The organism is Dendronalium sp. ChiSLP03b, from assembly GCF_034531165.2.
Lineage (GTDB): Bacteria > Cyanobacteriota > Cyanobacteriia > Cyanobacteriales > Nostocaceae > Dendronalium > Dendronalium minutum.
The window spans coordinates 39,693-63,736 of sequence record NZ_JAVRBR020000143.1 but is presented as its reverse complement, the minus strand read 5'-3'; the positions used below and the strand labels follow the sequence as shown (position 1 = coordinate 63,736).

21 protein-coding genes and 1 pseudogene are annotated in these 24,044 nt (G+C 43.3%); 5 read left to right on the top strand and 17 right to left on the bottom strand.

The features are described 5' to 3' along the window. Positions 1-8: 8 nt before the first annotated feature. Both RMY31_RS32900 and RMY31_RS32895 read right to left on the bottom strand, forming a co-directional pair. Positions 9-1,058: pseudogene (locus RMY31_RS32900) on the bottom strand (IS5 family transposase); the annotation flags it as partial. A gap of 12 nt (positions 1,059-1,070) precedes the next feature. Next, a complete protein-coding gene (locus RMY31_RS32895; protein ID WP_322666538.1) occupies positions 1,071-1,343 on the bottom strand; it encodes a hypothetical protein in 273 nt (90 codons plus the stop codon). A 315-nt stretch (positions 1,344-1,658) separates the two neighbouring features. On the opposite strand from RMY31_RS32895, the gene RMY31_RS32890 reads away from it, so the two are divergent. Genes RMY31_RS32890 through RMY31_RS32880 form a run of 3 tightly spaced genes read left to right on the top strand, consistent with a single transcriptional unit; the run spans position 1,659 to position 2,108 of the window. After that, positions 1,659-1,823, top strand: a complete 165-nt coding sequence (locus RMY31_RS32890) for a hypothetical protein (protein ID WP_322666540.1) — start codon at positions 1,659-1,661, stop codon at positions 1,821-1,823. Then, positions 1,750-1,905, top strand: coding sequence for a DUF6888 family protein (locus tag RMY31_RS32885; protein ID WP_409879140.1), 156 nt, complete (start codon positions 1,750-1,752; stop codon positions 1,903-1,905). The genes RMY31_RS32890 and RMY31_RS32885 overlap by 74 nt, the downstream gene beginning before the upstream one ends. Next, positions 1,902-2,108, top strand: coding sequence for a DUF6887 family protein (locus tag RMY31_RS32880; protein WP_322666542.1), 207 nt, complete (start codon positions 1,902-1,904; stop codon positions 2,106-2,108). The genes RMY31_RS32885 and RMY31_RS32880 overlap by 4 nt, the downstream gene beginning before the upstream one ends. Before the next feature lie 145 nt (positions 2,109-2,253). Here RMY31_RS32880 and RMY31_RS32875 read toward each other — a convergent pair whose 3' ends face one another. From RMY31_RS32875 to RMY31_RS32845, 7 genes are all read right to left on the bottom strand, one after another. Continuing rightward, entirely contained in the window at positions 2,254-2,466 is a 213-nt protein-coding gene (locus RMY31_RS32875) for a type II toxin-antitoxin system HicB family antitoxin (protein ID WP_322666544.1), read from the bottom strand. Position 2,467: 1 nt separating this feature from the next. After that, positions 2,468-2,716: a type II toxin-antitoxin system HicA family toxin gene (locus RMY31_RS32870; RefSeq protein WP_322666546.1), complete on the bottom strand. Its 249-nt coding sequence runs from the start codon at positions 2,714-2,716 to the stop codon at positions 2,468-2,470. Between the two features lie 194 nt (positions 2,717-2,910). Next, a complete protein-coding gene (locus tag RMY31_RS32865) occupies positions 2,911-3,207 on the bottom strand; it encodes a type II toxin-antitoxin system RelE/ParE family toxin (RefSeq protein WP_322666548.1) in 297 nt (98 codons plus the stop codon). After that, positions 3,204-3,482 carry an addiction module protein gene (locus RMY31_RS32860; protein ID WP_409879112.1) on the bottom strand — a complete coding sequence of 93 codons (279 nt, stop codon included), beginning with the start codon at positions 3,480-3,482 and terminating at the stop codon, positions 3,204-3,206. The genes RMY31_RS32865 and RMY31_RS32860 overlap by 4 nt, the downstream gene beginning before the upstream one ends. A gap of 247 nt (positions 3,483-3,729) precedes the next feature. Then, complete coding sequence (locus RMY31_RS32855) at positions 3,730-4,305, bottom strand: Uma2 family endonuclease (RefSeq protein WP_409879110.1); 576 nt, start codon at positions 4,303-4,305, stop codon at positions 3,730-3,732. Between the two features lie 245 nt (positions 4,306-4,550). After that, the gene (locus RMY31_RS32850; protein ID WP_322661941.1) at positions 4,551-5,690 is read right to left on the bottom strand and encodes a hypothetical protein; all 1,140 of its coding nucleotides are present in this window, start codon (positions 5,688-5,690) and stop codon (positions 4,551-4,553) included. 141 nt (positions 5,691-5,831) lie between these two features. Next, positions 5,832-9,815 (bottom strand): magnesium chelatase subunit H, encoded by a 3,984-nt coding sequence (locus tag RMY31_RS32845; protein WP_322661943.1) that lies wholly within the window; start codon positions 9,813-9,815, stop codon positions 5,832-5,834. Positions 9,816-10,120: 305 nt separating this feature from the next. Between RMY31_RS32845 and RMY31_RS32840 the strand changes: the two genes are divergently transcribed. Then, entirely contained in the window at positions 10,121-11,485 is a 1,365-nt protein-coding gene (locus RMY31_RS32840; protein ID WP_322661945.1) for a lipid-A-disaccharide synthase, read from the top strand. On the opposite strand, the gene RMY31_RS32835 is transcribed toward RMY31_RS32840, so the two are convergent. From RMY31_RS32835 to ftsH, 3 genes are all read right to left on the bottom strand, one after another. Next, complete coding sequence (locus RMY31_RS32835) at positions 11,465-12,055, bottom strand: hypothetical protein (protein ID WP_322661947.1); 591 nt, start codon at positions 12,053-12,055, stop codon at positions 11,465-11,467. The genes RMY31_RS32840 and RMY31_RS32835 overlap by 21 nt on opposite strands. A gap of 135 nt (positions 12,056-12,190) precedes the next feature. Continuing rightward, a complete protein-coding gene (locus tag RMY31_RS32830; protein ID WP_322661948.1) occupies positions 12,191-12,577 on the bottom strand; it encodes a hypothetical protein in 387 nt (128 codons plus the stop codon). 695 nt (positions 12,578-13,272) lie between these two features. Continuing rightward, positions 13,273-15,180 carry an ATP-dependent zinc metalloprotease FtsH gene (gene ftsH, locus RMY31_RS32825; RefSeq protein WP_322661950.1) on the bottom strand — a complete coding sequence of 636 codons (1,908 nt, stop codon included), beginning with the start codon at positions 15,178-15,180 and terminating at the stop codon, positions 13,273-13,275. A 569-nt stretch (positions 15,181-15,749) separates the two neighbouring features. Between ftsH and RMY31_RS32820 the strand changes: the two genes are divergently transcribed. Further along, the gene (locus RMY31_RS32820) at positions 15,750-16,295 is read left to right on the top strand and encodes an NADPH-dependent FMN reductase (protein WP_322661951.1); all 546 of its coding nucleotides are present in this window, start codon (positions 15,750-15,752) and stop codon (positions 16,293-16,295) included. 298 nt (positions 16,296-16,593) lie between these two features. On the opposite strand, the gene RMY31_RS32815 is transcribed toward RMY31_RS32820, so the two are convergent. From RMY31_RS32815 to RMY31_RS32795, 5 genes are all read right to left on the bottom strand, one after another. Next, positions 16,594-17,541: a D-2-hydroxyacid dehydrogenase gene (locus tag RMY31_RS32815; RefSeq protein WP_322661953.1), complete on the bottom strand. Its 948-nt coding sequence runs from the start codon at positions 17,539-17,541 to the stop codon at positions 16,594-16,596. A gap of 515 nt (positions 17,542-18,056) precedes the next feature. Then, entirely contained in the window at positions 18,057-18,830 is a 774-nt protein-coding gene (locus RMY31_RS32810) for an ATP-binding cassette domain-containing protein (protein WP_322661956.1), read from the bottom strand. A gap of 102 nt (positions 18,831-18,932) precedes the next feature. Continuing rightward, positions 18,933-19,757: an aliphatic sulfonate ABC transporter permease SsuC gene (gene ssuC, locus RMY31_RS32805; RefSeq protein WP_322661958.1), complete on the bottom strand. Its 825-nt coding sequence runs from the start codon at positions 19,755-19,757 to the stop codon at positions 18,933-18,935. Between the two features lie 199 nt (positions 19,758-19,956). Further along, positions 19,957-21,102, bottom strand: coding sequence for an FMNH2-dependent alkanesulfonate monooxygenase (gene ssuD / locus RMY31_RS32800; RefSeq protein WP_322661961.1), 1,146 nt, complete (start codon positions 21,100-21,102; stop codon positions 19,957-19,959). 403 nt (positions 21,103-21,505) lie between these two features. Beyond that, a complete protein-coding gene (locus RMY31_RS32795; protein ID WP_409879105.1) occupies positions 21,506-23,287 on the bottom strand; it encodes an iron uptake porin in 1,782 nt (593 codons plus the stop codon). Positions 23,288-24,044 lie beyond the last annotated feature (757 nt).

The following is a 24,044-nucleotide window of genomic DNA, read 5'->3' as shown; positions in this document are numbered from 1 at the left end:
AGAGTAATCTAAGCTACAAGGCTTTGAAGTGGAGCGGACATAAAAAAGCGATAAAGCTTTCGGAGGTTAAATCCACAGCCAGCTAAAAAAGAATTGATGCGATCGCCGATCTGACCATGTAGGTAATTGCGTCGCATCCGGTGGTCATGTTTGGTATGTCCAATGACAGGCTCAATGGCACTACGACGTTTAAGGAGTCGTTTGAGAAAGCCTGCTCGCTTGCGGTTGCCAGCAACTAAAACTTGTACCCCTTGCGGATGATATGTGCTGCCGCGAAAGCCTTGGTCTACAATCGCCAGTTGAGGTTTGACATGAGTGAGGTTTTCGACCTGAAGCAATGCGGGAGCAAGGGTTGCGCCATCATAAGGATTACCGTGCTGGGCATCAATGCCGACAATCCAGTTGCTGTGATGCGTCGTCACAACTGCTACTTTGCAACCAAATTCGTATTTTTTATTGACCTTGCCCTTGGCGATACATTCGACCTCTGGAGCGTGAACACTGTAAAGTTTGGCAGAATCATTGCGCTGTTGTTGGTAAATGCGTTTAGCACATTGCAACAAAGATGCCAACATTGGTGAGGCGAGTGCGTTCCTGTGGCCTTGCGTCGGAAAGCAACTTGCCGATGATGGGTTGGGTAATTTTCGCTCAATGTCGCGAATCACTGGTCCCAAATAGGTACGCAATTTTTGTGTTTGGAGACTCGCGCGTCCGCCTTGTTGTGCTACTGCATAGCGGCTTTGACGAAATAATGCTTGTTTACCCAAGCGCGAATAGTTTTGACGCAATTTGATTTGCTGTTTACCTGCTGCACGTACCAATGCCCGTCGTGCTTTGTCATACAACCGCGCATCGGTGGGAAAAGCAATCGCTTTCTCCTGTACGGTGGTATCAACATTCACACGCTCAATCTCCCTCGGTTTGAGTGCTTGTTGCTGCTGGGCTGCTTTCAACACGCCTTTGAGCAGTTTTTCTACCCCTTCGGCTCCAACTCGCTGTCGCCACTTCACCAAACTTGTCGGATGGCAAGGTAATTCATGTTGAAACGTTATTTCACCGCAAAAATACTGCTAGTAGGGATTTTCCACCCATTTGGCGACTACCGATTCATCGCTTTCATCGTACATTGTTTTCAAGTAATGCAGTCCCACTAACAACCGACTTGACAATGCTGGGCGGCCTACATCTGTTGTGCTTGCTGTTCTAAACTCTTGCTCAAAGTACTGCCAATCCAACGCTAGAGCCAGTTTGACTAGCGGATGTTGTAGATTTAATTGACTCTCCAGTAAAGGTAGTTTTATTTCTTCTACTGGTGTCTTATTTTCACCAAAATTACCGCTCATGTTCACCTGCTTTTTCAAGCTTTGGACGATTTTCTGGCAATCTTACACACGGTTTTTCTCTCTGAAATCCCTCTTAATACTGGCTTTCATCTATTTTTCAGGGACAACTAATTAATAGTTTGCACACCCCACACGTAATTCGTAATTAACGCTCCAGAGATGATATTACTAAGAGCGATCGCTTGTTGTGGAAGAGTAGAGCGTAGACGCGCAGCGGCTTGTCGTTAGACATCGCCTTGCAGAAAACCTCAAAAACAAAGCGATTGTCTGTATGGAAGATGAGCGATCGCCTGAAGCAATGTTCAACTATCGCAATTGTCCGCAGATTTCACTTTGTCAGGTATGCTGTGGTCTGGTTACTGTTTATATATTATTGTAGGGAAATGGGATGCCTACCACAGCACAGGTGTTGAAATGTTTTCAGCTTTGCTGCGATCTTACCAGCAAGTACTGCTCTATCGACCTGGTGACTCTGGATAAGCGCACTGGGAACGTAATTATTCTAGCAAAAGAGGAAATTAATCTTGAGATTAAGCCTACTGGAGAATGGGAGTTTGTATGAGTGTCAAACCAGACTTTGCTACCATGACCACGATTGAACTTCGAGCCTACATCCTAGAGCATCGGGATGATGAGGAAGCATTACATGCATACCTTGACAAGCTTCATGCCGAGAAACCAAGCTCACGGATATATAGACCTGAAGAAGACGTAGCTGAAGCGATCGCAGAATACCTGAAAGATAAAAGACACGAGGAAATATAAGTTTCACTGGAAGCGATCGCCTGTTGTGGAAGAGTGAGCGATGTCCGACGACAAGCCCTTCGGGTTCAGCAGTCGCCTGCGGAGGGAAACCCTCCCGCAGCGCTGCTTCACCGCTGCGCGTTTACACACTTCATATTGTCATCAATTAAGCAGACATCAAACGCCGTCTTGGCTGAGGAATTGAACGACTTAGTTCTTGAGCAGTTTCAATCCACTCCTGCATAATTATTTCTACATTTTGCAGTGCTTCTTGATAAGTTTCACCATCAGCAGCACATCCAGGTAATTCTGGTACTTCGGCTATAAATGCTTGGTCTTCTTCACTCCAGTAGAGAATTATTTCATAATGAAGCGTCATCTTAACCTCCTAACTGGTATTTTAGAATTACTGCACGGACTTGTTTAACTTGATAGGCTTTGGCTTGAGAACCTTTAGGTTGCAGGTTAAGAATTTCTTCTATTCGCTCCTGGGTAAAAATATGGTGACTTCCACGAATACGTTCGTCAAACCCCAAACTGCGTAACAGTTGGCATAGTTCGGTAAATAAAATGTTGGCATCAGATGTACCCAATAGAATTTTAGCTAAGAGCTTATCTTGTTGGCTCACAACTTATGATATTTTTTTCTAAAATGTTTATAATAACCGCAATCTATGACACAGCCACATTTATCAAATCGCATTTATCACTTTCTAAAAAAGCGATCGCCTGTTGTGAAAGAGTAAGAGATCGCCTTGCAGAAAAACTCAAAAACAAAACTTAGATACGTGCGCGGCTCTCCTCTGTCCACTGCATTGCAGTGTTAGGTTCGCGTCTGCCACGATTTTGGATCTCTGCGACTATGAAAAATTGCTGTGACAATCACTCGACTCGAAACAATTCGATAGTACACAGCATAGGGAAATCGTTGCACTAATGCTCGTCGAATATCACGATAGGCAATTACATAGGATTCTGGCATCTGGGAAATTCGATTCACCGTCTCGTCTACACAGTCTAAAAACTCGTCACCCAGACCAGGTTTTTGGCTCTCGTACCAACTGTACGTCTCATTGAGTTCTTCTTGAACTTCTGGGCGAAATACCAGCACGTAATTCATCGTTGTCTCTTAATTGATGCTTTGATTTCCTCCCAAGTCAGCACATTATCTGGATTTGAATCATAGTCAGCAATTCGACGATCGAGTTCTTGCTTTTGTGCATCGGTTAAATCAGGGTAAACTTGCTCCGCCGCAATGGTATCCCAAATTGCCTGCACAAGACGGATTCTATCTTCAACACTGAGAGTTGCGATTTCGTTCAAAGTAGCTGTGATATCCATGCTAATTAACTTGGAGTGAGGAAGCAACTGGTACACCTTAAATATAGCGGACAAGATTTTGTCCATCAAATCAAACGCTGCATCTGCTTTGATGCCCAATAGAGTGATCGCCTTGCAGAAAACCTCAAAAATAAAGCGTAGACACGTAGCAGCTTGTCGTTAGACATCGCCTGTTGCAGAAAAGTAAGTGCGTTAGCAAAGCTCACCGTAGATATCGCCTTACAGAAAACCTCAAAAACAAGGCGATCGCCTTGCAGAAAATCTCAAAAACAATGCGATCGCATTTCGTATTTTAATCAATTCACCAGATATCTTTAAGATTAAGCACAAATTGCGGTAGCACATCTTCTCCTGATAAACTAGCAGGAGATTGCAGCACTTCAACATCTCTACCAGAGCGATAAATTTCTACTTGCCGAGTGTCTAAATCAATTAACCAACCTAATCTAGCACCGTTGTCTCGGTACTCTTGCATTTTATTTTGTAGCCTTGTTAAACAATCAGTATCAGAACGCAATTCCACTACAAAATCAGGACATACAGGCAGAAATCTCTCTTTTTGCTCCTGTGTAAGAGAATCCCATTTGTCACGTCTTAACCAAGATGCGTCAGGCGAACGAACTGCCCCATTTGGTAAAATAAACCCAACCGAAGAACAAAAAGCTATACCTAGTGACTCATCACGATTCCACACTCCAAGTTGAGCAGTTAAATTAGCATTGCGGTTGCTGGTTAAACCTCCTACCAAAGGCATTAGTATCAATGTGCCATCAGCATTACGTTCAAATCTGATTAATTCATTTATCTGACATAACTGGAAGAATTGCTCATCTGTTATTTGAAGAACAGGAGCAAAGTTGATAGTTAACGCATCCATAGAAAAACTTAAACTTGAATATTCCCATAAAATTTAATATAGAAGCGATCGCACTCCCTCATTACCAAAGCGATCGCTAATTGTATGATGGCATTGTAGGCGATCGCCTTACAGAAAACCTCAAAAACTAAGCGTTGACGCGAAGCGGCTTGTCGTTAGACATCGCCTATTGTGGAAGAGCGATCATTTGAAGCAACGTTAAACTGCCGCAATTGCTCGCAGTTTCCGTCCGCTACGCTGAAGTGCTACCTCACTTCTGATGATCGCAACTCTAACCATCGAGTTTTGGTAATAGGAGCTACACTTCCAACATTATTCAGTAAGCTTTGCCGTTCTGTTTGAGAAAGACTTGTTGATTGCTGGATTGAAGAAATTAAATCAAGTCTGTCCTCAAATACCTCAATCGTAGGGAAGTATGATATTGCCTCTGCGAAGCAATACATTGCCATAGCAGCAAGACCAAGTGTTAGATCTCCTGCTGATTGTTCGATTCTATCTCCATTGTGGACATACCCATGACGTAACTTCATTACAAGTTCGATTTTTTCATGGTTCTGAGTATCAATCGGTAGAAGAGCGCTCAAACGCCGAGTTAATAATGAAAAGTTTGTCGTACCGGAGAACAACATCTCAAGGCTTGTAACTGCTTGAGTTAACCTTTGTTCAGGTGTAGCACAATGATGGGCATCATAAAGATGAAGAGCAGCACGAACCAATCGTTGTTGAGCTGCTGTTCTCTTGAAAGTTTTCATCACTGTAATAAAGTGATCTGCAACATAAATTGACCAAACTCGACCATCTATAGTTTGCAAGGAAGTACCTTGCTCAAGCGATGAAGATAATTCTGCTAGTGAAAATCTATCAGGTTCACGAAGCCAACGGGCACAGTAAATCCGATGCTGTGAGGAAAACTGTCCAGTTGCATTGTCAAGTCTTGGATAAGGGATAATTCCAATTGTAGGAGTTCGCTCAAGGCTAGATACATCCATAAAACCATCTATAGCGAAAGAGCCGTGGCTTCTCGCAATTGTTAACATTGCAGCTATTTCTCGCGCTCTATTCAAAGCACTTTCAGCAATCTCATTTTCCTTGTTCGGTTTTCTGTTTCGCCGAATTGCGATGAATGCGTCAGGTGGAGGTTGTTGAATAAGGTTACCGAACTTTACAGAAGACATATCTAGAATTTCCCTCCAAGGACGCATACCAAGCATTGCCAGAGTCGCTGCACGAGCAGCTTCATCAGTTTCTTCGTTTGCTTGGAGGAATAAATTTGTCGGTGCAATAGTTGAGTCACTAAATAGCATTTGCTCTGGTGTCCAATTATTGTCAGTCAATGTCAAACCGTAAAGACCAACAAAGAACCACCAAGAATGTTTTGCAGTCATCTGTTCAGGAAAGCATTAAGCCATAAATTGTAGTATATGTATTATAAAACTTGTCTTCTTCCTCTACATTCTGTGAAAATTCCGATAAACGAGAAAGGCACGGTGATCCCGTGCCTTCTACCTCATTGGTTAGGTATAAACCTACTCTATTCCTTCAATCCGGTCTTCAACCTCTTGGTACAACTCGCGCAGACGATCTAAATTCTCCTCGCTAGTCTCCCAATAACCGCGTCCATTCACTTCCAATAAAGTTGATACAACCTTGCGGAAAGAATGGGGATTGAGGTTCATCAACCGTTTCTGCATTTCTTCATCTTTGATGAAGGTTTCGTTAGTGTCCTCGTAAATCCAGTTATCAACTGCGCCAGCTGTCGCACTCCAACCCATTGTATTTACCAACCGTTTGGAGAGTTCGCGCACACCTTCGTAACCGTGAGACAGCATCCCTTCATACCACTTGGGATTTAACAATTTGGTACGGGCATCCAAGCGCACGGTTTCTGATAATGTCCGTACTTGGGCGTTAGCTGTGGTGGTGTCTGCAATGTAAGATGCTGGTGTTTTGCCATCACCCCGCAGACTTGCCACCAGCTTGGTGGGATCTGAGTCGAAGTAGTGGGAAACATCCGTCAAACTAATCTCGGAAGAATCCAGATTTTGGAAAGTTGCATCAGCAGTTTTCAAAGTGCTTTCAAAAATCTGCCGAGATTCGTCCATCATGCCGGGGTTATCAGAATTGAAGGAGAAGGATTTCCGGTTGAGATACATTTCCTGCAACTCGGCTTCGCTATCCCAAGTACTGTTTTCCACCGCCAAGTTAATATTTGACGAGTAGGAACCAGAAGCATTTGAGAAAACGCGAGTCGCCGCTTGACGCAGATTAATTCCCATGTCCTCGGCTTGCTGCAAAGCGTGTTTGCGGACAAAGTTCATTTCTATCGGTTCATCCGCCTCAGCTGCCATCTTCACCCCTTGGTCTAGCAGGTTCATCTGGTTGATGAACAAGTCGCGAAATACACCAGAACAGTTAATTACCACATCAATTCTGGGGCGACCCAACTCTTCTAAAGATATTAACTCCAACTTGTTCACCCGTCCTAAAGTATCAGGAACCGGACGCACACCCACCATCCACATGATTTGCGCTAGGGATTCGCCGTAAGTTTTGATGTTATCGGTTCCCCAGAGAACACAGGCGATGGTTTCGGGCCATTTGCCGCCGTTTTCGGCTTTATTACGTGCTAACAGCCTATCTACAACGATTTTGGCTGATTGTACTGCTGCTGTAGTTGGGATGGATTGGGGGTCGAGGGCATGGATATTCTTACCTGTGGGCAAAACATCCGGGTTGCGGATAGGATCGCCACCAGGGCCGGGTAGGATATACTCGCCTTCTAAACCTTGGAGTAATGCGCCTAATTCGTTGTCAGCACAAACTTGCTGCAAGCAGAATTCCAAATACTCAAATAGGGGTTTCAGGGCTGTGCCATCTACCTTGGGATAACCTGCTTTATGCAATGCTTCCACCCAAGGTTCTTTTTTGCCCATATTGAAGAAATTCAACCGGGAAACTAGAGAAACTCTCCCTTCAGCATCGGTTTGTTCTTTGACAAGGGCACCAACTGCTTCGCGGGTTGCCAAGGTGATGTCTTGCAGTAGCTGGACATCTTCTAAGATGCCTTTGTCACTATTTTGGTAAATCTCGTCAATCTTGCGTCCCAAACTGTTGGCGATAATTCGCGGCAAGCTGAGAATTTCTTCTTCTTGACGGTCTAAGCTAGCGATATTGACGAGAGTGGCCACAGCTTCTTCTGCACTCGGCGGTTTACCAATGATATGCAACCCACAAGGCAATAACCGAGACTCAATCTCCATCAACTTGCGGTAAACGCTGCCCACAATATTATCCCGCTCCTCAGCGGTCATATCCTTGGCATCGCTTTCTGGCAAATTGATATCTTTATCCAGGTTCACTATCCGGCATTTATCCATGATGGTGTTGACAATGGGAATGCCACGACCAGTATCTTTCAAGGTTTGGTAAGAAGCAATTAACTCGCTGAGTTCCTTCAAACCTTTGTATAAACCAGCATTTTCAGCGGGAGGTGTCAGGTAAGAAATTGTCTCTGCATAACCCCGACGTTTGGCAATTGTCGCTTCACTAGGATTATTGGCTGCGTAATAATACAGATTGGGAATTGAGCCAATTAAGTTATCCGGATAACATTCACCAGACATACCCATCTGCTTACCTGGCATAAATTCCAAGGAACCGTGAGTGCCAAAGTGCAGCACTGCGTCAGCTTGCCAAACTTGCTCCAGGTAAGTGTAGTATGCAGCAAAACCGTGATGGGGACTGGCAGAACGGGAGAACAACAGCCGCATCGGGTCGCCTTCGTAACCAAAGGTAGGCTGTACGCCGATGAAGACGTTACCGAATTGTTTACCGTAAATCAGCAGATTTTGCCCGTCGCTGTTGAGGTGTCCGGGAGGTGGGCCCCAGTTTTCCTCTAAGCGTTGAGAATAGGGAGTGAGTGCTTCATACTCTGGCACTGACATCTTGTAGGCGATGTTCAGTTCAGGGCTGCTGTACTGCGCTTGAGCATCATGGATGACTTCTTGCATCAGCGCCTCTGCTGATTCCGGCAATTCTGGCACGTCGTAGCCGTTATTCTTGAGGGCTTTCATCACCTCGTAGATGGAACCGAATACATCCAAGTAAGCAGCAGTACCAACGTTACCTTTATCTGGGGGGAAGCTGAAAACGGTGATGGCAACTTTTTTGTTGAGTTTGGGTTTGCGCCGGAGGTTAGCCCATTTTAACGCCCGTTGTGCTACTGCTTCGATGCGGTCTTGGAGTGCGATCGCTTTCCCGGTTGTACCATCCCTACCCGATAATATAATCGGCTCAATTGCCCCATCCAATTCGGGAATGGCAATTTGCAAAGCTACTTGAATTGGATGCAAGCCCAAATCGCTATCCATCCATTCTTCGGTGGTTTGGAAAACTAAGGGCAATGCCACCATGTAAGGACGGTTTAAGCGTTTGAGTGACTCAATTGCCTTGGGATGGTCTTGTCTGGCCGGGCCTCCGACCAAAGCAAAACCAGTTAGTGATATTACTGCATCTACCAACGCTGTGTTAGTAGTCGGTTCGTAGAAGTAAGCATCCACAGGCTTGGAGAAATCTAAACCCCCAGCAAAGACGGGAAGTACCCGCGCCCCCAGTGCTTCCAACTCCTGCACCATCGCTACATAATGGGCATCATCGCCCGTAACTAGGTGAGTGCGTTGCAATACTAAGCCAACACAGGGAGCTAAGGGATCTTTGAGTTCTTTGGAAATATCCTTGCGGGCAGTATACCAGTTGAGGTACTCTCTGACATCCTCAAACATGCTGGGGGCTAAAGGATGCCAAATCCCTAAATCCGGATAAACTACTGGTGCTTGATATTCAACCGACGCAACATTTTTCTCTGCACCTTTAAATACATATTTATCAGCTAGCATCAGCAAGAAGTTTTCCAAGTTGTCTGGAGAACCCCCCAGCCAATACTGAAAGCTAAGCATGAAATTTCGTGCGTCCTGTGCTTTGTCCATTGGTAGGAACTTCAGCACTTGCGGCAGCGTTCGTAGCAGCTTTAGCATTCCATCTTGGAATCCCGCGCCGGATTTTTCTTTGCGTTTCCGCATGAATTGTGCGATCGCACTCTTCGACTGACCCAACTGTGCCAAGGAAAAACTGCCCATTTTGTTCAGGCGCATCACCTCTGGCATTGAGGGAAATACAACGGCAACGTCCAAGCGATCGCGGTGTGGTTCGACTGCTGTAACTACTTTCTGTGCTAAGTCTTCTATGAAAATAAGTGAGGCGATGAAGATATTGGCACTCTCCATATCCCGTTTGAACTCTTCGTAGTTCTCTGGATCTCGGAGTTCCTCAATCAAGTAACCGCTGATTTCAATCGCAAGGTTAGAATTGTTAGAATTAATCGTGCGAACCGCTTGTGACAATGCACTCTGGTACTGGGACTCAAGCACGACATAGACCACCTTGATTAAATTACGTCCGCGTAAGTTATCTGGCGCAATATGTCTAATGGTGGACTTGACGTGGGTGAACATGCAGATAGGCTCCTTTGATGCGTGTTCTCTACTGGAAGTTATTAGCGGTTTATGCCGCCAAAGCTAACTTCTTCTCTTTAGGCAATATGAGTTTTTTATCAGAAAAACCTTACCCAGAGGGCATTTTATCCCTTATCTGACACAAATCGATATAAAAAATGAAATATTTATTAACCAATATTGACAACTTATGAAAGTAATTACTTCAAATTATGTAACGAAAATTTAATATAAAGAATTGGGAACTGTGTATTGGGGATTGATGACTGGGAAATTATTGACTGTTGACAAATGACAACTGACTGATGAATAACCAACCATTTGATATTCTGATTCTCTCGAATGGCCCTGGAGAGATAACAACTTGGGTGCGTCCGGTGGTAAGGGCTTTGCGGAAACAGTTGGGGGATGACCGTTGTGTTGTCAGAATTTCCGTAGTACTATCGCCTTGTCCCAATGCTACTGGTAAAGAAGCTGCGATCGCCCTTTCTTATCCAGAAGTTGATAGAGTTCAAGAAGCAGAGCATTTTTGGCAATTTTTGCTTTGGGGCAAGACTTTTGAAAATTGGGATTGGAGAAGTCACGGTGTAATAGTTTTCCTCGGCGGGGATCAAATTTTCCCTGTAGTCATTGGTAAAAAATTGGGATATCGCACTGTTGTTTACGCCGAGTGGGAAGCACGATGGCATAACTGGATTGACCGCTTTTGCGTGATGAAACCCAAAGTAGCTGCCCGCGTTCCCCAGAAATATGCTCACAAGTTTACAGTTGTGGGAGATTTGATGCTAGAAGTGCAAGGACAACTCCTTACTCAGCAACGCCAGTCCGCTCAAGTCGGCAGACCCGCCCACGCGGCTGGCTCCTCAGCCCTCAGCACTCAAGAAGAATTTAGCACTGAAGTAATTGGTCTTTTACCAGGTTCAAAAGCGGCAAAATTAACCCAAGGGGTACCATTAGAGTTAGCGATTGCTGAATATATCTATGCCAAAAGACCGCAAACCAAGTTTGTTATTCCCGTCGCCCCAACTTTGGATTTACAAACTTTAGCTAGTTTTGCAGACCCGCAGAAAAACCCTTTTGTTAAAACTTTTGGATTTAATGGTGCTTCCTTAATTGTCTCAAAGGAAAGCACACACGACTCATCACTCGTCACTCATCACTCAGCACTCAAAACAGAAAAGGGCTTATTTGTAGAACTGTGGCAAGAAACGCCTGCCTATGAATTATTATCCCAGTGCCGCATCTGTCTGACTACAGTGGGGGCAAACACTGCTGAACTCGGTGCTTTAGGTGTGCCCATGATTGTTCTGCTGCCAACGCAACAACTTGATGCGATGCGTTCTTGGGATGGTTTACCGGGATTATTAGCTAATTTACCGGGAGTAGGTTCTACCTTTGCGAAAGCGATTAACTGGCTGGTATTGAGTCGTAAAGGTTTATTAGCATGGCCGAATATCTGGGCAAAACAGGAAATAGTACCAGAACTTGTAGGCAAACTCCAAGCGCCAGAAGTTGCAGACATGGTATTAGACTATTTGGATAATCCAGAAAAATTAGACGAGATACGAGCAAAGCTGCACAGCGTTCGTGGCGAAAGCGGTGCAGCAGAGAAAATCGCCCAGATTGTTTGTGAGGAAATTGAACAACAATTAAAGCCCAACAGATTCTAAATCATCTGGTATTGTTGAGTCGTTAAGAGCATTGCGAAAGTATTTTCCTGTCAGTCCGGTTGCTGAAAAAATCGGTGTACCAGCCTGGAGGTCAAAAATATAAGCAGTGTACTTTGTTGAACGAGGGGGATTTGACGTTTGAAAGCCAGGAAACCCAGAACCGCTAATGTCAAAGTTGCCTTTGACTACTACTAACATCATTGGTGGTTCTTTACCCATAAAATCAAATTCACCAAAGCCGGTAGCAGGAATTTCAGCACCTTTGATTGGACGAGCAAAAATGGCTTCAGGTGTGCCGCTTAGTATCTTGTATCGGCAATAGTTGGCAAGGGTATAGTTGACAGCAGCTTGCTTAATTTCTGTTTCCGAGGCTGACGTTAGTGGATGTTTTTGAAATATAGCCAACCGATTGGTTTCTTCAGGATAGATTTTTTTGGCTATTTCAGGAGCGAGATTGCTAAGTTGATTCTGAATTGAGCAACGATCTAACGAAGCAGCTATGGATATTGTAGATAGTACCGAAAACATCCCCCCTGACACCAATGCCAAGCCGATTAAGGCTTTTTTCATAATTGGATTTTTAATAAATAGCTTTGCTCCATATTCTAATCAAAATAATGTAAAGAAATGTATTATCTAACTTTAGAAAAGTGTAAGGGAGAGATGAGGAAGTAAAATGTTTCTTCCTCATTTTCTGTGTCTGGCTTAATCTGAAGATTGTCCATCGCGTCGCCCTAGTTCGTAGATCCCAGAACCCATACAGGCAAGTATGCCCATACTAATTGCCCAACCGCGACCTAAACTGATTTCCACACCCCAGTTACATAAAGCGCCAATGATTAGAAATGGCACGATGCTAAACAGTGAGGCGTAGAAAGCATTTTGCGATTCTCTGGCTTTGCGAGTCTTTTCAAATTCTGACTGACTAGTGTAAAGCGATCGCTCGGCAAAGTTAAACCAGCGGTTTAATTGCTCCATTACCCATTCGCTGACTGGGTTAAAACCTAGATACAGCGCCAAAGACCACAAACTCGCTCCGGCGATGGCGATCGTGTCTAACTCAAAACGGAAAGGTAATATCTCAGTCAGCATAGCTTGGGTGAGTCCTGCAAATGGTCAACTGAACCTCTTATCAATGCTCAATTGACTTCTTCAGCAATTTTAAGCATAAACGTTAACAATATTTCAACTGCTTGGCAACTCTCCAGTGATTTAGCTTACTTTCACTAACTTCCAAAGTTAGTTCTGAACTATGTCAGTTATAAATTTTTTAGATCTCAAACTTGTATATTTTAATGACTAAGTGTATGGATAATCATTCTGGTAAATATGCATACTTAAATTATTCATGTATAACTAATAGCAAGTAACCACATAATAATTGCTTGTCTCTCAGCTTCCAGTGCTATTTGCATCTCTCGCTGATCCAATTCTTGACTGGCAGCTAAAAACTAAATTTAAATTTCGCAGTTTGCTATCTTTGTGAGAGTCAAAGTATTTTTTGAATCAAAATTGTTAGGTTGAGCAACGAGAGTAGTTGAAGGGATTAGAGACACAATAAGTATCAGTCCGATACGTACCAAGTGCTCTGCCAGGAAAAATAACAAAGTTAATTATCTTTAGAATAAAAAGTTACTTAATATACAATGTCTAATATTTAAGTTTTAAAACCAGTGAAAAATTACTTAAATTTATTCGCGTCATTAAAAAAATCTAGTAAAGACAGAGTAAACATGTTAAATAGTCAATAGTCTATCAATTCTAGACTATTGACTTTGGACTACTTTCTAATAAGACACAGGTAATTTTTCATCTACTACCTGAGTATCTTTTAGCTGAGTATGTTCAGCGACAATTTTACGGAATAATTCACCATCTATTGTTTCTTGGTCTGCTAATAAATCCACAAGACGTTCTAAGACTGTGCGGTTTTCTTGTAACAGTTCTTTTGACTTTATGTAGCAATTATTGACAATTTCACGCACTTGTGCATCAATCTTGGCGGCGATTTCTTCAGAGTATTCTGATTTACTCATCCAGTCGCGTCCCAAAAATACCTCTCCACCCTGATTTTCTAGGGACAGTGGGCCCAATTCGGACATCCCGAACCGTGTCACCATCTGCCGTGCCATACTTGTCACTTGTTGCAAGTCATTGCCTGCACCTGTAGTTACTTCCGGCTTACCAAAAACAATTTCCTCGGCGGCGCGACCACCTAAAGTAGCGGTAATCCTAGATTTTAGTTGGGAACGGGAAATTAATCCTTGTTCTTCATTGGGAGTAAACCAAGTTAATCCCAGCGCTTGTCCGCGTGGAATCAAGGTAACTTTTTGCACTGGGTCATGATCTTTGAGAAAAGTGCCTACTAAGGCGTGTCCAACTTCGTGATAAGCAATCAAGCGCTTGCTCTTGCTGTCTACTAGGGCTGTACCTTCCATCCCGGCTACGACTCGATCCACTGCATCATCAATTTCTAAGATTGTGATAGCTTCTTTGCGTCTTCTGGCAGTCAAAATGGCAGCTTCGTTGAGTAAGTTAGCTAAATCAGCACCAGTGAATCCAGGTGTACGACGAGCGATCGCATCTAATGACACACTAGGATCTATCTTCTTATTCCGGGCGTGAACTTTCAAAATCTCCAATCGCCCTTTCAAATCCGGTGCATCAACAATCACTTGTCTGTCAAAGCGTCCGGGACGCAACAAAGCTGCATCCAGTACATCCGGGCGGTTGGTAGCAGCAATAATAATGATGCCTGTGTTACCTTCAAAACCATCCATTTCGGTAAGCAGCTGGTTGAGGGTTTGCTCCCTTTCATCGTTACCACCACCGATACCAGCACCCCGTTGCCGTCCTACCGCGTCAATTTCATCGATAAATATCAGACAAGGGGCATTATCTTTAGCTTTTTTAAACAAATCGCGGACGCGGGATGCACCCACACCAACGAACATTTCCACAAATTCTGAGCCGGAAATGCTAAAAAATGGTACGCCAGCTTCCCCTGCGATCGCTTTTGCTAATAAAGTTTTACCAGTTCCCGGAGGCCCGACTAACAGCACTCCTTTGGGAATGCGTGCGCCTACAGCAGTAAATCTTTCTGGCTGCTTCAAGAAGGTGACGACTTCTTGCAGCTCCTCTTTCGCTTCTTCGATACCTGCTACGTCATCAAATTTCACGCCAGTTTTTGCCTCCATTTGGAAGCGCGCTCTAGATTTGCCAAAGTTCATCGCTTGGCTAGAAGCATTAGTAGAGCGACGGAGGAACAACAACATTAAAGCTACTAGTGGCAAAATCCACATCAGGTTGATTAATAATCCAACAGCAGCTTTGCTATTGGCAGAGGAAACCTCGCCAAAATCAACGTTTTTTGCCTTCAGTTTGTTAATTAACTCTGTGTTTTGATTTAAAAGTCTTACCTGTATCGGTGGAGTATCTGGCTTTTGACCCTTGAGATATACCTTTGCTATCTGTTCAGTTTCATCTAACTCTACTTTTCTAACTTCATCTTTTTCAGTTTTCTGGATCAGCTCGCCATAAGTTAGGGAGTCACGCTCTGCTTTTTGCTGCCCCAAAGCGGGAGTACCCCCAAAAATACTTGGCAACATAATCAAACTGGCTGCTATAGCACCAGTCCAAGCAACACGTTTTGCAGATCGCTGTTTTATCAATGCCTTTTTCCCGAAATTTTTCATAATAATTACCCTTTGTCTGCTGGCATAAGCTGAGCGCTACTTTTATGCCTATTCTTCTGGCAAAAATCGCAATAACTGGACATCACTGTTTTCTTATCTAGTCTAACTTCTACATAAAACCATTCCCCAGTCTCTCTACTCATGCTACTTGGGGAATATAAGGGAATGAGGGAGACGCGGTGAGGAAGTTGGAGTCTTAGATGCCACTTCCTCCACTTGGGAAGCCAGTCTCATGAGCGGCTTTGCCGACTTGAGAGAACTGGCGTGAAACCCCAAGACCAGAGTGGCTTTGCTTCCCGTCGAGTCAGTTAGCGCAGTGAAGCGCGAGTCCTCAAGCGTCACAAACATCATCCGAAGGGGGACACAAAGAAATTATTTAATAATTCTCTCCTCTGCCCCCTGTCTCCTAACTCATAACTCTTATTTCACTTGGTATAAGTAAAAAATCCTCACTTGGATTGTAATTTGACTATGAGAAGATAAATCGTTAAGATAATCATAGTCGTAATGAGTCCGACTTTCAAAAATTCTGGTGATGGTAGCTAATTATCTACGTTGATCGGTGAATTATGGTAAAAATTGTTGGCATTGGTGGCAGTTTAAGAACTAACTCATATACCCAGCTTGCTTTGCAAGTAGCAGCGCAACGAGTAGAAGCCCTAGGAGCAGAAGTAGAAATCCTGGATTTGCGGCAGTTGCAGTTACCATTTTGTGATGGCGCAAAAGAGTATCCAGAATATCCAGACGTTCAGCGGTTACGCGATACTGTTCGTAACGCTGATGGATTGATTTTGGCGACACCTGAGTATCATGGTGGCGTCAGTGGTGTTATTAAAAATGCCCTTGATTTGATGAGCTTTGATGAACTGTCTGGTAAAGTGACAGGACTAATTAGCGTGTTAGGGGGTCAGTCTAATAGTAATGCGCTCAACGACCTACGGCTGATTATGCGGTGGGTTCATGGTTGGGTAATTCCCGAACAAATTGCTATTGGACAAGCTTGGGGTGCTTTTAGTCCTGAAAGCAAATTGCTAGATGAAAAACTTTCCCAAAGGTTCGATCAGTTTGCTCAAAGTTTAGTTGACAACACTCGCAAACTCCGAGGAATTAATTAGAAGCAAAATTGAGAATTTAATGCATATATAAAGCGATCGCTCACTCTTCTTACAAAAAGCGATCGCCTAATTTTAATCAATCAGCAGAATTATACGGAGTTAAATTATAAACTTTATAAAAACTTTATGACATTTTCAGTGATAGTGGTTTGTATAATATTCCTATCTTCTTGGAAGACATATTTAAGTTATTGGGAATTACTAGTTGGTTTACTTATTTTGCCAGGGTATGTTTGCAAGGGTAAGCAACATGGTTCGTTCGTAACCTTGAAAACAAATTAATAAGATGAGCCGAAAATCAGTATCCTGCTTGCTTGTCAACTATATTCCGCAAGGGTTGCCCAGCTTGGTAACGCCTAAGATTATCGATAAACAGTTCCGTGATGCGCTCTTTTAGAGATGGTGAAAGGGCTGAACAGTGGGGTGTGATAAAGATATTTGGGAGTGACCACAAGGGACTTTCTGGCGGTAGTGGTTCAGTGATTACGGTGTCTAGTCCAGCACCTGCTATCCAACCCTCACTTAAGGCAGTCAACAATGCGGCTTCATCAACGATCGCACCACGAGCAATATTAATTAGATAGGCAGACCGTCGCATTAAGCGTAAGGCTGTGGCATCAATCATACCTTGAGTTTCTGGAGTTAGAGGAGTTGCAATAACTACATAGTCTGCGGCTGGGAGAAGCGATCGCCATTCATCAGCACCCACAATCTTGTCAAAATTTGCTAATAGTTCCGGATGGCGACGACTCCCCCAAACTCGCATTCCAAATGCTTTAGCGCGAGAAGCGATCGCCATACCAATATTTCCTGTCCCAATAATTAATAAAGTCGCGTTTGCTAACTCTTTCAGAAACACTCCTCGCACCCAAGTGTGTTGATCCTGAAAGATTTGCAATTTCCGCAGGTTCTTAGCATGATAGAGCATGAAAGTTAGGACAAATTCTGCAATGGGTATGGCATGAATGCCCGCACCGTTAGTAAGGATAATATCCCGTTCCAAAAAAGCAGGTGTGAGGACGTGATTTACTCCAGCACTCGGTGATTGTTGCCAACGCAATGCAGGTAACATTGTCAATACTTTGTCATAAATATCGAAATTCGAGTAAAACCCATTGATATAAACTTCTGCATCACTGGTATCACTGTTGAGATTGCCTTCACTATCCACCTGCACTACCTGTATATCAGATGGTAGAAGTGGCTCAATGTTAGGAGCAAGATTTACAGGTAGAATTATTTTCACAACTCGCTACCCCCTTGATAGCTCATTTACAAAGCAGTCCCAATGAAAAAATGTCACTACCACACATGAAAATCTGGCTTTTCCCTACACCCACTTTCAAGTCAGCCACTCATGGGAAAATCCTACAAGCATCATGACAACAGTTTCTTCCCATACTCTTCACTCCTTACTCTTTATTTTTAAGAGTTTAAGAAGTCTTAAAGCACTTCAGATATATCAAGTTACAGCGTTTTTCGACTGCCTGCAATAACCTTTTAGTGAGTTGTGAGGCAGTGCGTTGGGCGGGTTTCCCGACTTGAGGCAACTGTCGTCGGGTTTCCCGAGTTGTACCGCTAAAGCGGAACCCGCAGGGTAGCAACTGCCGATCTTCGCAGCGTTAGCGACGCAGGAGCGTCACCCGTAAGGGTCAGTTGTTACTCTCTTTGTCCCCGCATCCTCTGCCTCTCCTACAATCAAACCTTTAGTGCAACTTAAAGACACCTCAATTGAGGTGTTATTTTCCTGATAACTAAATATCAAACACCCATCTGTACTAATTGTTGACTTGCTGCTGGAGTTCTTTCGCCACTCATTACTCGTTCTAGAACTGTTTCTCTGATATTGACAAAAACTTCGCCGGCCCTGTCTCGAGGGCGTGGAAGGTTTACAGCGACATCCATAGCAATATATCCATCTTCAATCAGTATTACTCGATCTGCCAACGCTACAGCCTCTTCTACATCATGAGTAACTAAAAACGCAGTAAATCTTCGTTCTTGCCATAAATTTTCAATTAAATGCTGCATCTCTAAGCGAGTTAGAGCATCTAACGCTCCCAAAGGCTCATCCAGCAACAACAAACGTGGCTGACTCACTAATGCTCTTGCAAGTGACACCCGTTGCCGCTGTCCTCCAGACAGTACAGATGGCCACTCTCCAGCTCTATCTTTTAGCCCCACTTTCTCCAGTGCCCACAGCGCTCTTTCACGCCAATTGCCTTGCAAGCCCAACCCCACATTCTCAATAACTCGCTTCCATGGCAGCAAGCGGGGGTCTTGAAACATTACTGTTACAGAACGACTGAGCCTATGCAATGGTTCTTCATCCAGTAGTATTCCGCCCGAAGTCGCTTTATCCAATCCTGACACAAGACGTAGTAAGGTACTTTTACCACAACCACTACGTCCCACAATGGCAACAAACTCACCTGTTGCAACTTCTAAATTCAATGAATTTAAAACAGTTTGATTGCCAAAAGTCTTAGTCAAATCCAAAATACTTAGCTGTGTACCTTGTCTGTTTGAACTCACTTGAAAACCTCCATTTTCAAAACAGTTGGGACTTGTATTAATTCGTAATTAAGACTCGTTAGATTTAATCTAATGATTTTGGGACTTTGGTATCTATTTACGCTACTGATAATTGGGATTCCAAGCTAAGAATTTTGCTTCTAATCCTCTAGCGATCGCATCTGCCAATTTACCTAGCAAAGCGTAGATAACAATACTCAAAACCACTACATCAGTTTGCATAAATTCACGGGCATTCATTGCCATGTAACCAAGACCAGAATCTGCGGCGATGGTTTCTGCAACAATCAGGGTTAGCCACATAATCCCCAAAGAAAAACGGACTCCAACTAGAATCGAAGATAATGCTCCTGGGAAAATGATTTGCCACAAAAGCTGTGGTGTTTTCAATCCATAAACTTTCCCCATCTCAATTAGTCCAGGATCGACACTACGAATTCCATGAAATGTGTTGAGATAGAGTGGGAAAAAAACCCCCATAGATACTAGAAATAATCTAGCTTGATCGCCAATTCCAAACCAGAGAATTACTAGTGGAATTAATGCCAAGTTGGGAATAGTGCGGAGCATTTGTAGGGAACTATCCAACAACTTTTCTGCTATACGAGAAAAGCCATTGAGCAATCCTAAGCCGAAGCCAATACTGCCGCCGACTAGAAAACCAGATATCGCACGTCCAGCACTAATTCCTATATGTTGGAATAGTTCTCCAGTCGAGGCTAATTTATATGCTGTAGCGATTACGCCACTCGGTGCTGGCAAAATTCTCGTAGAGAGTAAACCAGTTCTTGAAGAAAGTTCCCAAAGCATTAGCACTAGAACTGGCACAATCCAAGGAACTATTTTCTCCGCTTGTGGGCTGTCTAGCACCGCTTTCAGGTTTATATTGTAATTTTTGCTTTTGGTATTTTTTAGGGTAATAGCCATTGAATTTTTGATTTTAGATTTCAGATTGTCTCCAAAGATAAATCGAAGAGTATCAAATTTTGTATTTTAGGTTTGAGATTTAGTCTTTGTACTTTATTAAAATCTCAAATCCGTCTTTGAAAGTTTGCCACGGAAAGAGACCCTCCAACGCTCGAGGCTTCGCTATGGCAACTTTCCGCAAAATCTAAAATTGGCATGGTTATGAGGCAGTTGTTAGTTGTTTAGCGAAATCTTCTTTGCTGACAATTTTACTAAAAGGACTTAAGGTCTGTTGTGTTAAAGGTGCAGATTCATTTTGCAAAGGTAGCCGTGGAAACAATAATTCCGCAGTGCGATAGGCTTCTTCTAGATGGGGATATCCAGAGAAGATGAAAGTTTCTATGCCCAGTTCTCGATATTCCAGCATCCTGGCGGCAACGGTATCAGGATCGCCAACAAGGGCGGTACCAGCACCATCCCGTACCAACCCAATTCCTGCCCACAAATTGGGGCTAATCTCTAATGCTTCTCGCGAGCCGCTATGCAGTTGACTCATACGCCGTTGTCCCTCAGAATCAGACTTGGCTAGAGCTTGTTGGGCTTTAGCGATCGCTGCCTCATCGACATACTTAATTAACTCATTAGCTGCATCCCAAGCTGCTGATTCTGTTTCCCGCACAATCACATGCAGACGAATCCCAAAACGTACTGTTCTACCTTGTTCAGCCGCTAGTTGCCGTACTTCGGCAATCTTTTGTGCTACTTGCTCAGGAGGTTCTCCCCAAGTTAGGTAAACATCAATATGTTTGGCAGCAACTCGCTTGGCAGCAGTAGATGAACCACCGAACCACAGCGGCGGATAAGGATTTTGAATTGGTGGGAACAAAAGCTTACCGCCTTTGATGTCCAGGTAGCGTCCCTGAAAATTAACGGTTTCCCCACTGATGATTCCTCGCCAAACTGTGAGGAACTCGTCGGTTAACTCATAACGGTCATCATGGCTAAGATGCAAGCCATCTCCAGCAAGTTGTATTGGATCGCCACCTGTCACCACATTAATCGACAATCGACCATTCGACATCCGGTCAAATGTCGCTGCCATACGTGCAGCCACACCTGGAGAAGAAATTCCTGGACGAATTGCTACTAGAAACTTCATCCGCTTGGTGACAGATATTAGAGAAGCAGCAGTAATCCAAGCATCCTCACAAAAAGAGCTTGTAGGTAGCAATGCACCTGTGTAGCCCAAATTATCCACAGCTTGGGCAATTTGCTGCAAATAATCAGGAGTAGCAGTGCGCCTGCCATTCTCTGTTCCTAAATAACGTCCGTCGCCACCAGTGGGAATAAACCAAAGAATTTGCATTGTTGTCAGGATACCTTAAAGTAGCAAACTACTTAATCTCGACCAATTTACCGTATTTTATAGTCAAAATTTTACCTGAATTTAGGTAAAAAGCAAGTTCAACTTGATGATTAGTAATGAATGGGGAGTGAAGACTGGGGAATGGGAAGACGAGCGAGATTGATTTGTGGCTGTAATGTGTGTAAATTGCTATGAATTTATTCTCCATAATTCTGACATCTTTGTAGCAGCAATTGCTGTAGTGGAAAACACAAGTTTTGTCCCAGTAAATCACATCTTCGATTGACTAATAACGTCTGACTTTAAAGAGGGTGTAAGGATATGGGGTGTAGGGGGAATTTCTCCCTTGTCCCTTTTTCATGCATGGGGGTGAAATTTTTTCATTGCGACTGCTTTCTATCTCCTAGAAAGTAAAGGTAGTACGGAGGGCACCCACCCAAATCGGATCGTTATTACCATTGTGTTCTGGCTTGGTAATGATATAAAAATCTGGGGTAATAGTGATGTTGTCATTCACTCGGTAGGTATAAAAAGCCTCAATGTGTAAAGAAGTATCTGGATCTTCTCGAAGCAGTCCTGCTCTGTTTCTATAGTCACTACTAGTAACTTTAGGTGGTACACCAACGATAAATCCACCCTGATTACCTTTTTTAAACAAGTCTGGAAAACCAAAGGTGAGTGCAGCATTAATTATGGTTGCATCTTCATCAGTGTCGTTACGATTAGCAAGTGTATAACCAAACCAACCACCTAAAGTAAAGCGATCGCTTGCTCTCCAGTTAAATTCAAGTCCGAAATTATTGCTGATGGTAGAGTTTTGCTCAAAAGGATTTCTGGCGAAAGTGCTACCGGTACCACCTGTGAGATTAAAACCAGAGTTACCAATATAGTATTTGCGGGTGTAGGTGAGGCCAATATCTAGTTTGCGACTGGGTGATATGGTTAGCTGAGCAAGTGCTAAATGAGTACCATTGAAAAGTCCATTTCGGCTGGCAGGGTTAGGAGCCTGATTGTTATCTGCTATGTAACCTAAGCTTAATTGCAATTGATTGCTAAACTTATATCCGAAAGCTAAACCAGCACCATCAAAGCCAGGTCGATAAACAGTATGGTTGAATGTTGCAAACCGGGAGACAGCACCATTTATCCCACCAACGGCGGCATTTAAGGTGGGAGTAAAAACTGCTGGTTGAAGTGCCCTAGGGCCTACCCAAACAGTAGCTTTTGAGCTTAATGGGAAGCGATATGTTAACTGGCTAAGATATGTATCACTTCTGCCATCACTATCAAACGCAAAACGGGTCATCTGGGTTCCCGAAGAACTTCCCAAGTTAGGAATGTTGTTACCAGCCGTTATGAGAGTGACTAGTTGGTCTTTACCAGTAAAGCTAGTTTGGAAGTTAAGTCTAGCACGGTAACCAAGAAAAGTTTGAGTAGTATCTTGAGTATCATCGGCAGCAGTACTATTCGGGCGATCGCCAAACGTATCAGCTACTATAAATATTGCATCACCAACTAGCTTGGTAGTTGTAGAAAACTGATTGGCTTCCACTTCAGCATTACGTACTTCTAAAGAGTCGAGTCTCCCTCGTAAAGTTGTCAGTTCAGATGCAAATTGTTCTCGCAGCTTTTCTAAAGTAGCCAAATCTTCTTTTGTTGCCAAACTCTCAGTGCTAGTAGCAATCAGTTCGTTAACTCGGTTAAGGCAAGCATTCAATCCAGCAGCAAACTCATAGCGTGTCAATGCTCGGTTCCCACGAAAATCACCACTTGGGTATCCAGCAATGCAACCGTAACGCTCAACCAAAGATTGTAGAGCTTGAAATGCCCAATCTGTAGGCTGAACATCAGACAGTTCCGAAACAGACGTAACCTGTCCCATTGAGTTAGTTTGATTTGCTGAAGTCTGCTTCCCATTTTGGTCTTTTTCTTGAGGAGGAACTATTTGATTGGCGAGTGTCTGTGTGTTTTTTGTGACTTGTACATCCTCTACTGATTGGGTTAACTGTGTCTGATTTTGTTCGGCAGCAATACTTGAGGAAATATTTTCAACATTTGGTGTTGCCTGCGATTTTGGCTCAGGCATCCTCTGAATTTCAGATCCACTCGCTGCTGAAAACAAGACCAAAAGTCCACTAAAAAAGGCTGGGAGAACTAGCAAATAATTCCAGGAAACTTTAGACATTGGTTTTTTAGTTATGCACGCAAAATCAGTAACATCTTTTGCTGCTGGTACACCGCAGAAACCGCAGCAAGCAAATTTTTCCTAAGCGGTCAACTTAAGTTTGAAATGGGGAAATATTATAGTTGGGTAAATATTTGGGATTTTTCTTGATTCGGTTATTTGAACTTTTGCACCTATGTTGAAATCACCTCGGTTTAGTCAGAATTGACATCAACAAAGGCAGAGAAGTCAGGGAAGCTAGGGGAGAGTAAGAAATAACTAACTCCTAACTCAGCACTCAGTAACGCCAGTTGCTTTAAGTTGGCAGAAACGACGGACGGTACTTCTTTCAAGTTGGCAAAGCATCTACGGTACTCAGTTAAACTCCTGTAAATCTATCGAATTTAAGTAGTTTTAATCTTAACTTTGGATATTTGCATAATTTACAATAAAAAGCAAGTGCCTTTAGGAAGATTTTTATATAACTTAGTTATAACTTTGTACGATCTGATGCTTGCTTTTTTCTAGGAAGTGTGAAAAAATTTGTTATACAAACTACGGCAAGTCAATCAAGATAGCGTATTTTTTATAAAATTACAGTATTTTGATTTGCTAGTAATCTGCCAAGCTGCAAAGAAAGAAAAATACCGAGAGGCTGAAGAGTTTACTCTGGGGACTTTATCAATGGGGGAAAGCATTAATGCCTAAAAGTGGGACAACCGATTTTGAACTCGAATGAGAAGCAGATGTGCTTGTGATTCGAGGCGGGCTAACCGAA

Bases quoted from the DNA above. Each gene is read 5' to 3' on its own strand.
- RMY31_RS32895 (WP_322666538.1), bottom strand. From the start codon at position 1,343: ATGAGCGGTAATTTTGGTGAAAATAAGACACCAGTAGAAGAAATAAAA.
- RMY31_RS32880 (WP_322666542.1), top strand. From the start codon at position 1,902: ATGAGTGTCAAACCAGACTTTGCTACCATGACCACGATTGAACTTCGA.
- RMY31_RS32875 (WP_322666544.1), bottom strand. From the start codon at position 2,466: ATGACGCTTCATTATGAAATAATTCTCTACTGGAGTGAAGAAGACCAA.
- RMY31_RS32865 (WP_322666548.1), bottom strand. From the start codon at position 3,207: ATGAATTACGTGCTGGTATTTCGCCCAGAAGTTCAAGAAGAACTCAAT.
- RMY31_RS32855 (WP_409879110.1), bottom strand. From the start codon at position 4,305: ATGGATGCGTTAACTATCAACTTTGCTCCTGTTCTTCAAATAACAGAT.
- RMY31_RS32850 (WP_322661941.1), bottom strand. From the start codon at position 5,690: ATGACTGCAAAACATTCTTGGTGGTTCTTTGTTGGTCTTTACGGTTTG.
- RMY31_RS32845 (WP_322661943.1), bottom strand. From the start codon at position 9,815: ATGTTCACCCACGTCAAGTCCACCATTAGACATATTGCGCCAGATAAC.
- RMY31_RS32840 (WP_322661945.1), top strand. From the start codon at position 10,121: ATGAATAACCAACCATTTGATATTCTGATTCTCTCGAATGGCCCTGGA.
- RMY31_RS32835 (WP_322661947.1), bottom strand. From the start codon at position 12,055: ATGAAAAAAGCCTTAATCGGCTTGGCATTGGTGTCAGGGGGGATGTTT.
- RMY31_RS32830 (WP_322661948.1), bottom strand. From the start codon at position 12,577: ATGCTGACTGAGATATTACCTTTCCGTTTTGAGTTAGACACGATCGCC.
- ftsH (WP_322661950.1), bottom strand. From the start codon at position 15,180: ATGAAAAATTTCGGGAAAAAGGCATTGATAAAACAGCGATCTGCAAAA.
- RMY31_RS32820 (WP_322661951.1), top strand. From the start codon at position 15,750: ATGGTAAAAATTGTTGGCATTGGTGGCAGTTTAAGAACTAACTCATAT.
- ssuC (WP_322661958.1), bottom strand. From the start codon at position 19,757: ATGGCTATTACCCTAAAAAATACCAAAAGCAAAAATTACAATATAAAC.
- ssuD (WP_322661961.1), bottom strand. From the start codon at position 21,102: ATGCAAATTCTTTGGTTTATTCCCACTGGTGGCGACGGACGTTATTTA.
- RMY31_RS32795 (WP_409879105.1), bottom strand. From the start codon at position 23,287: ATGTCTAAAGTTTCCTGGAATTATTTGCTAGTTCTCCCAGCCTTTTTT.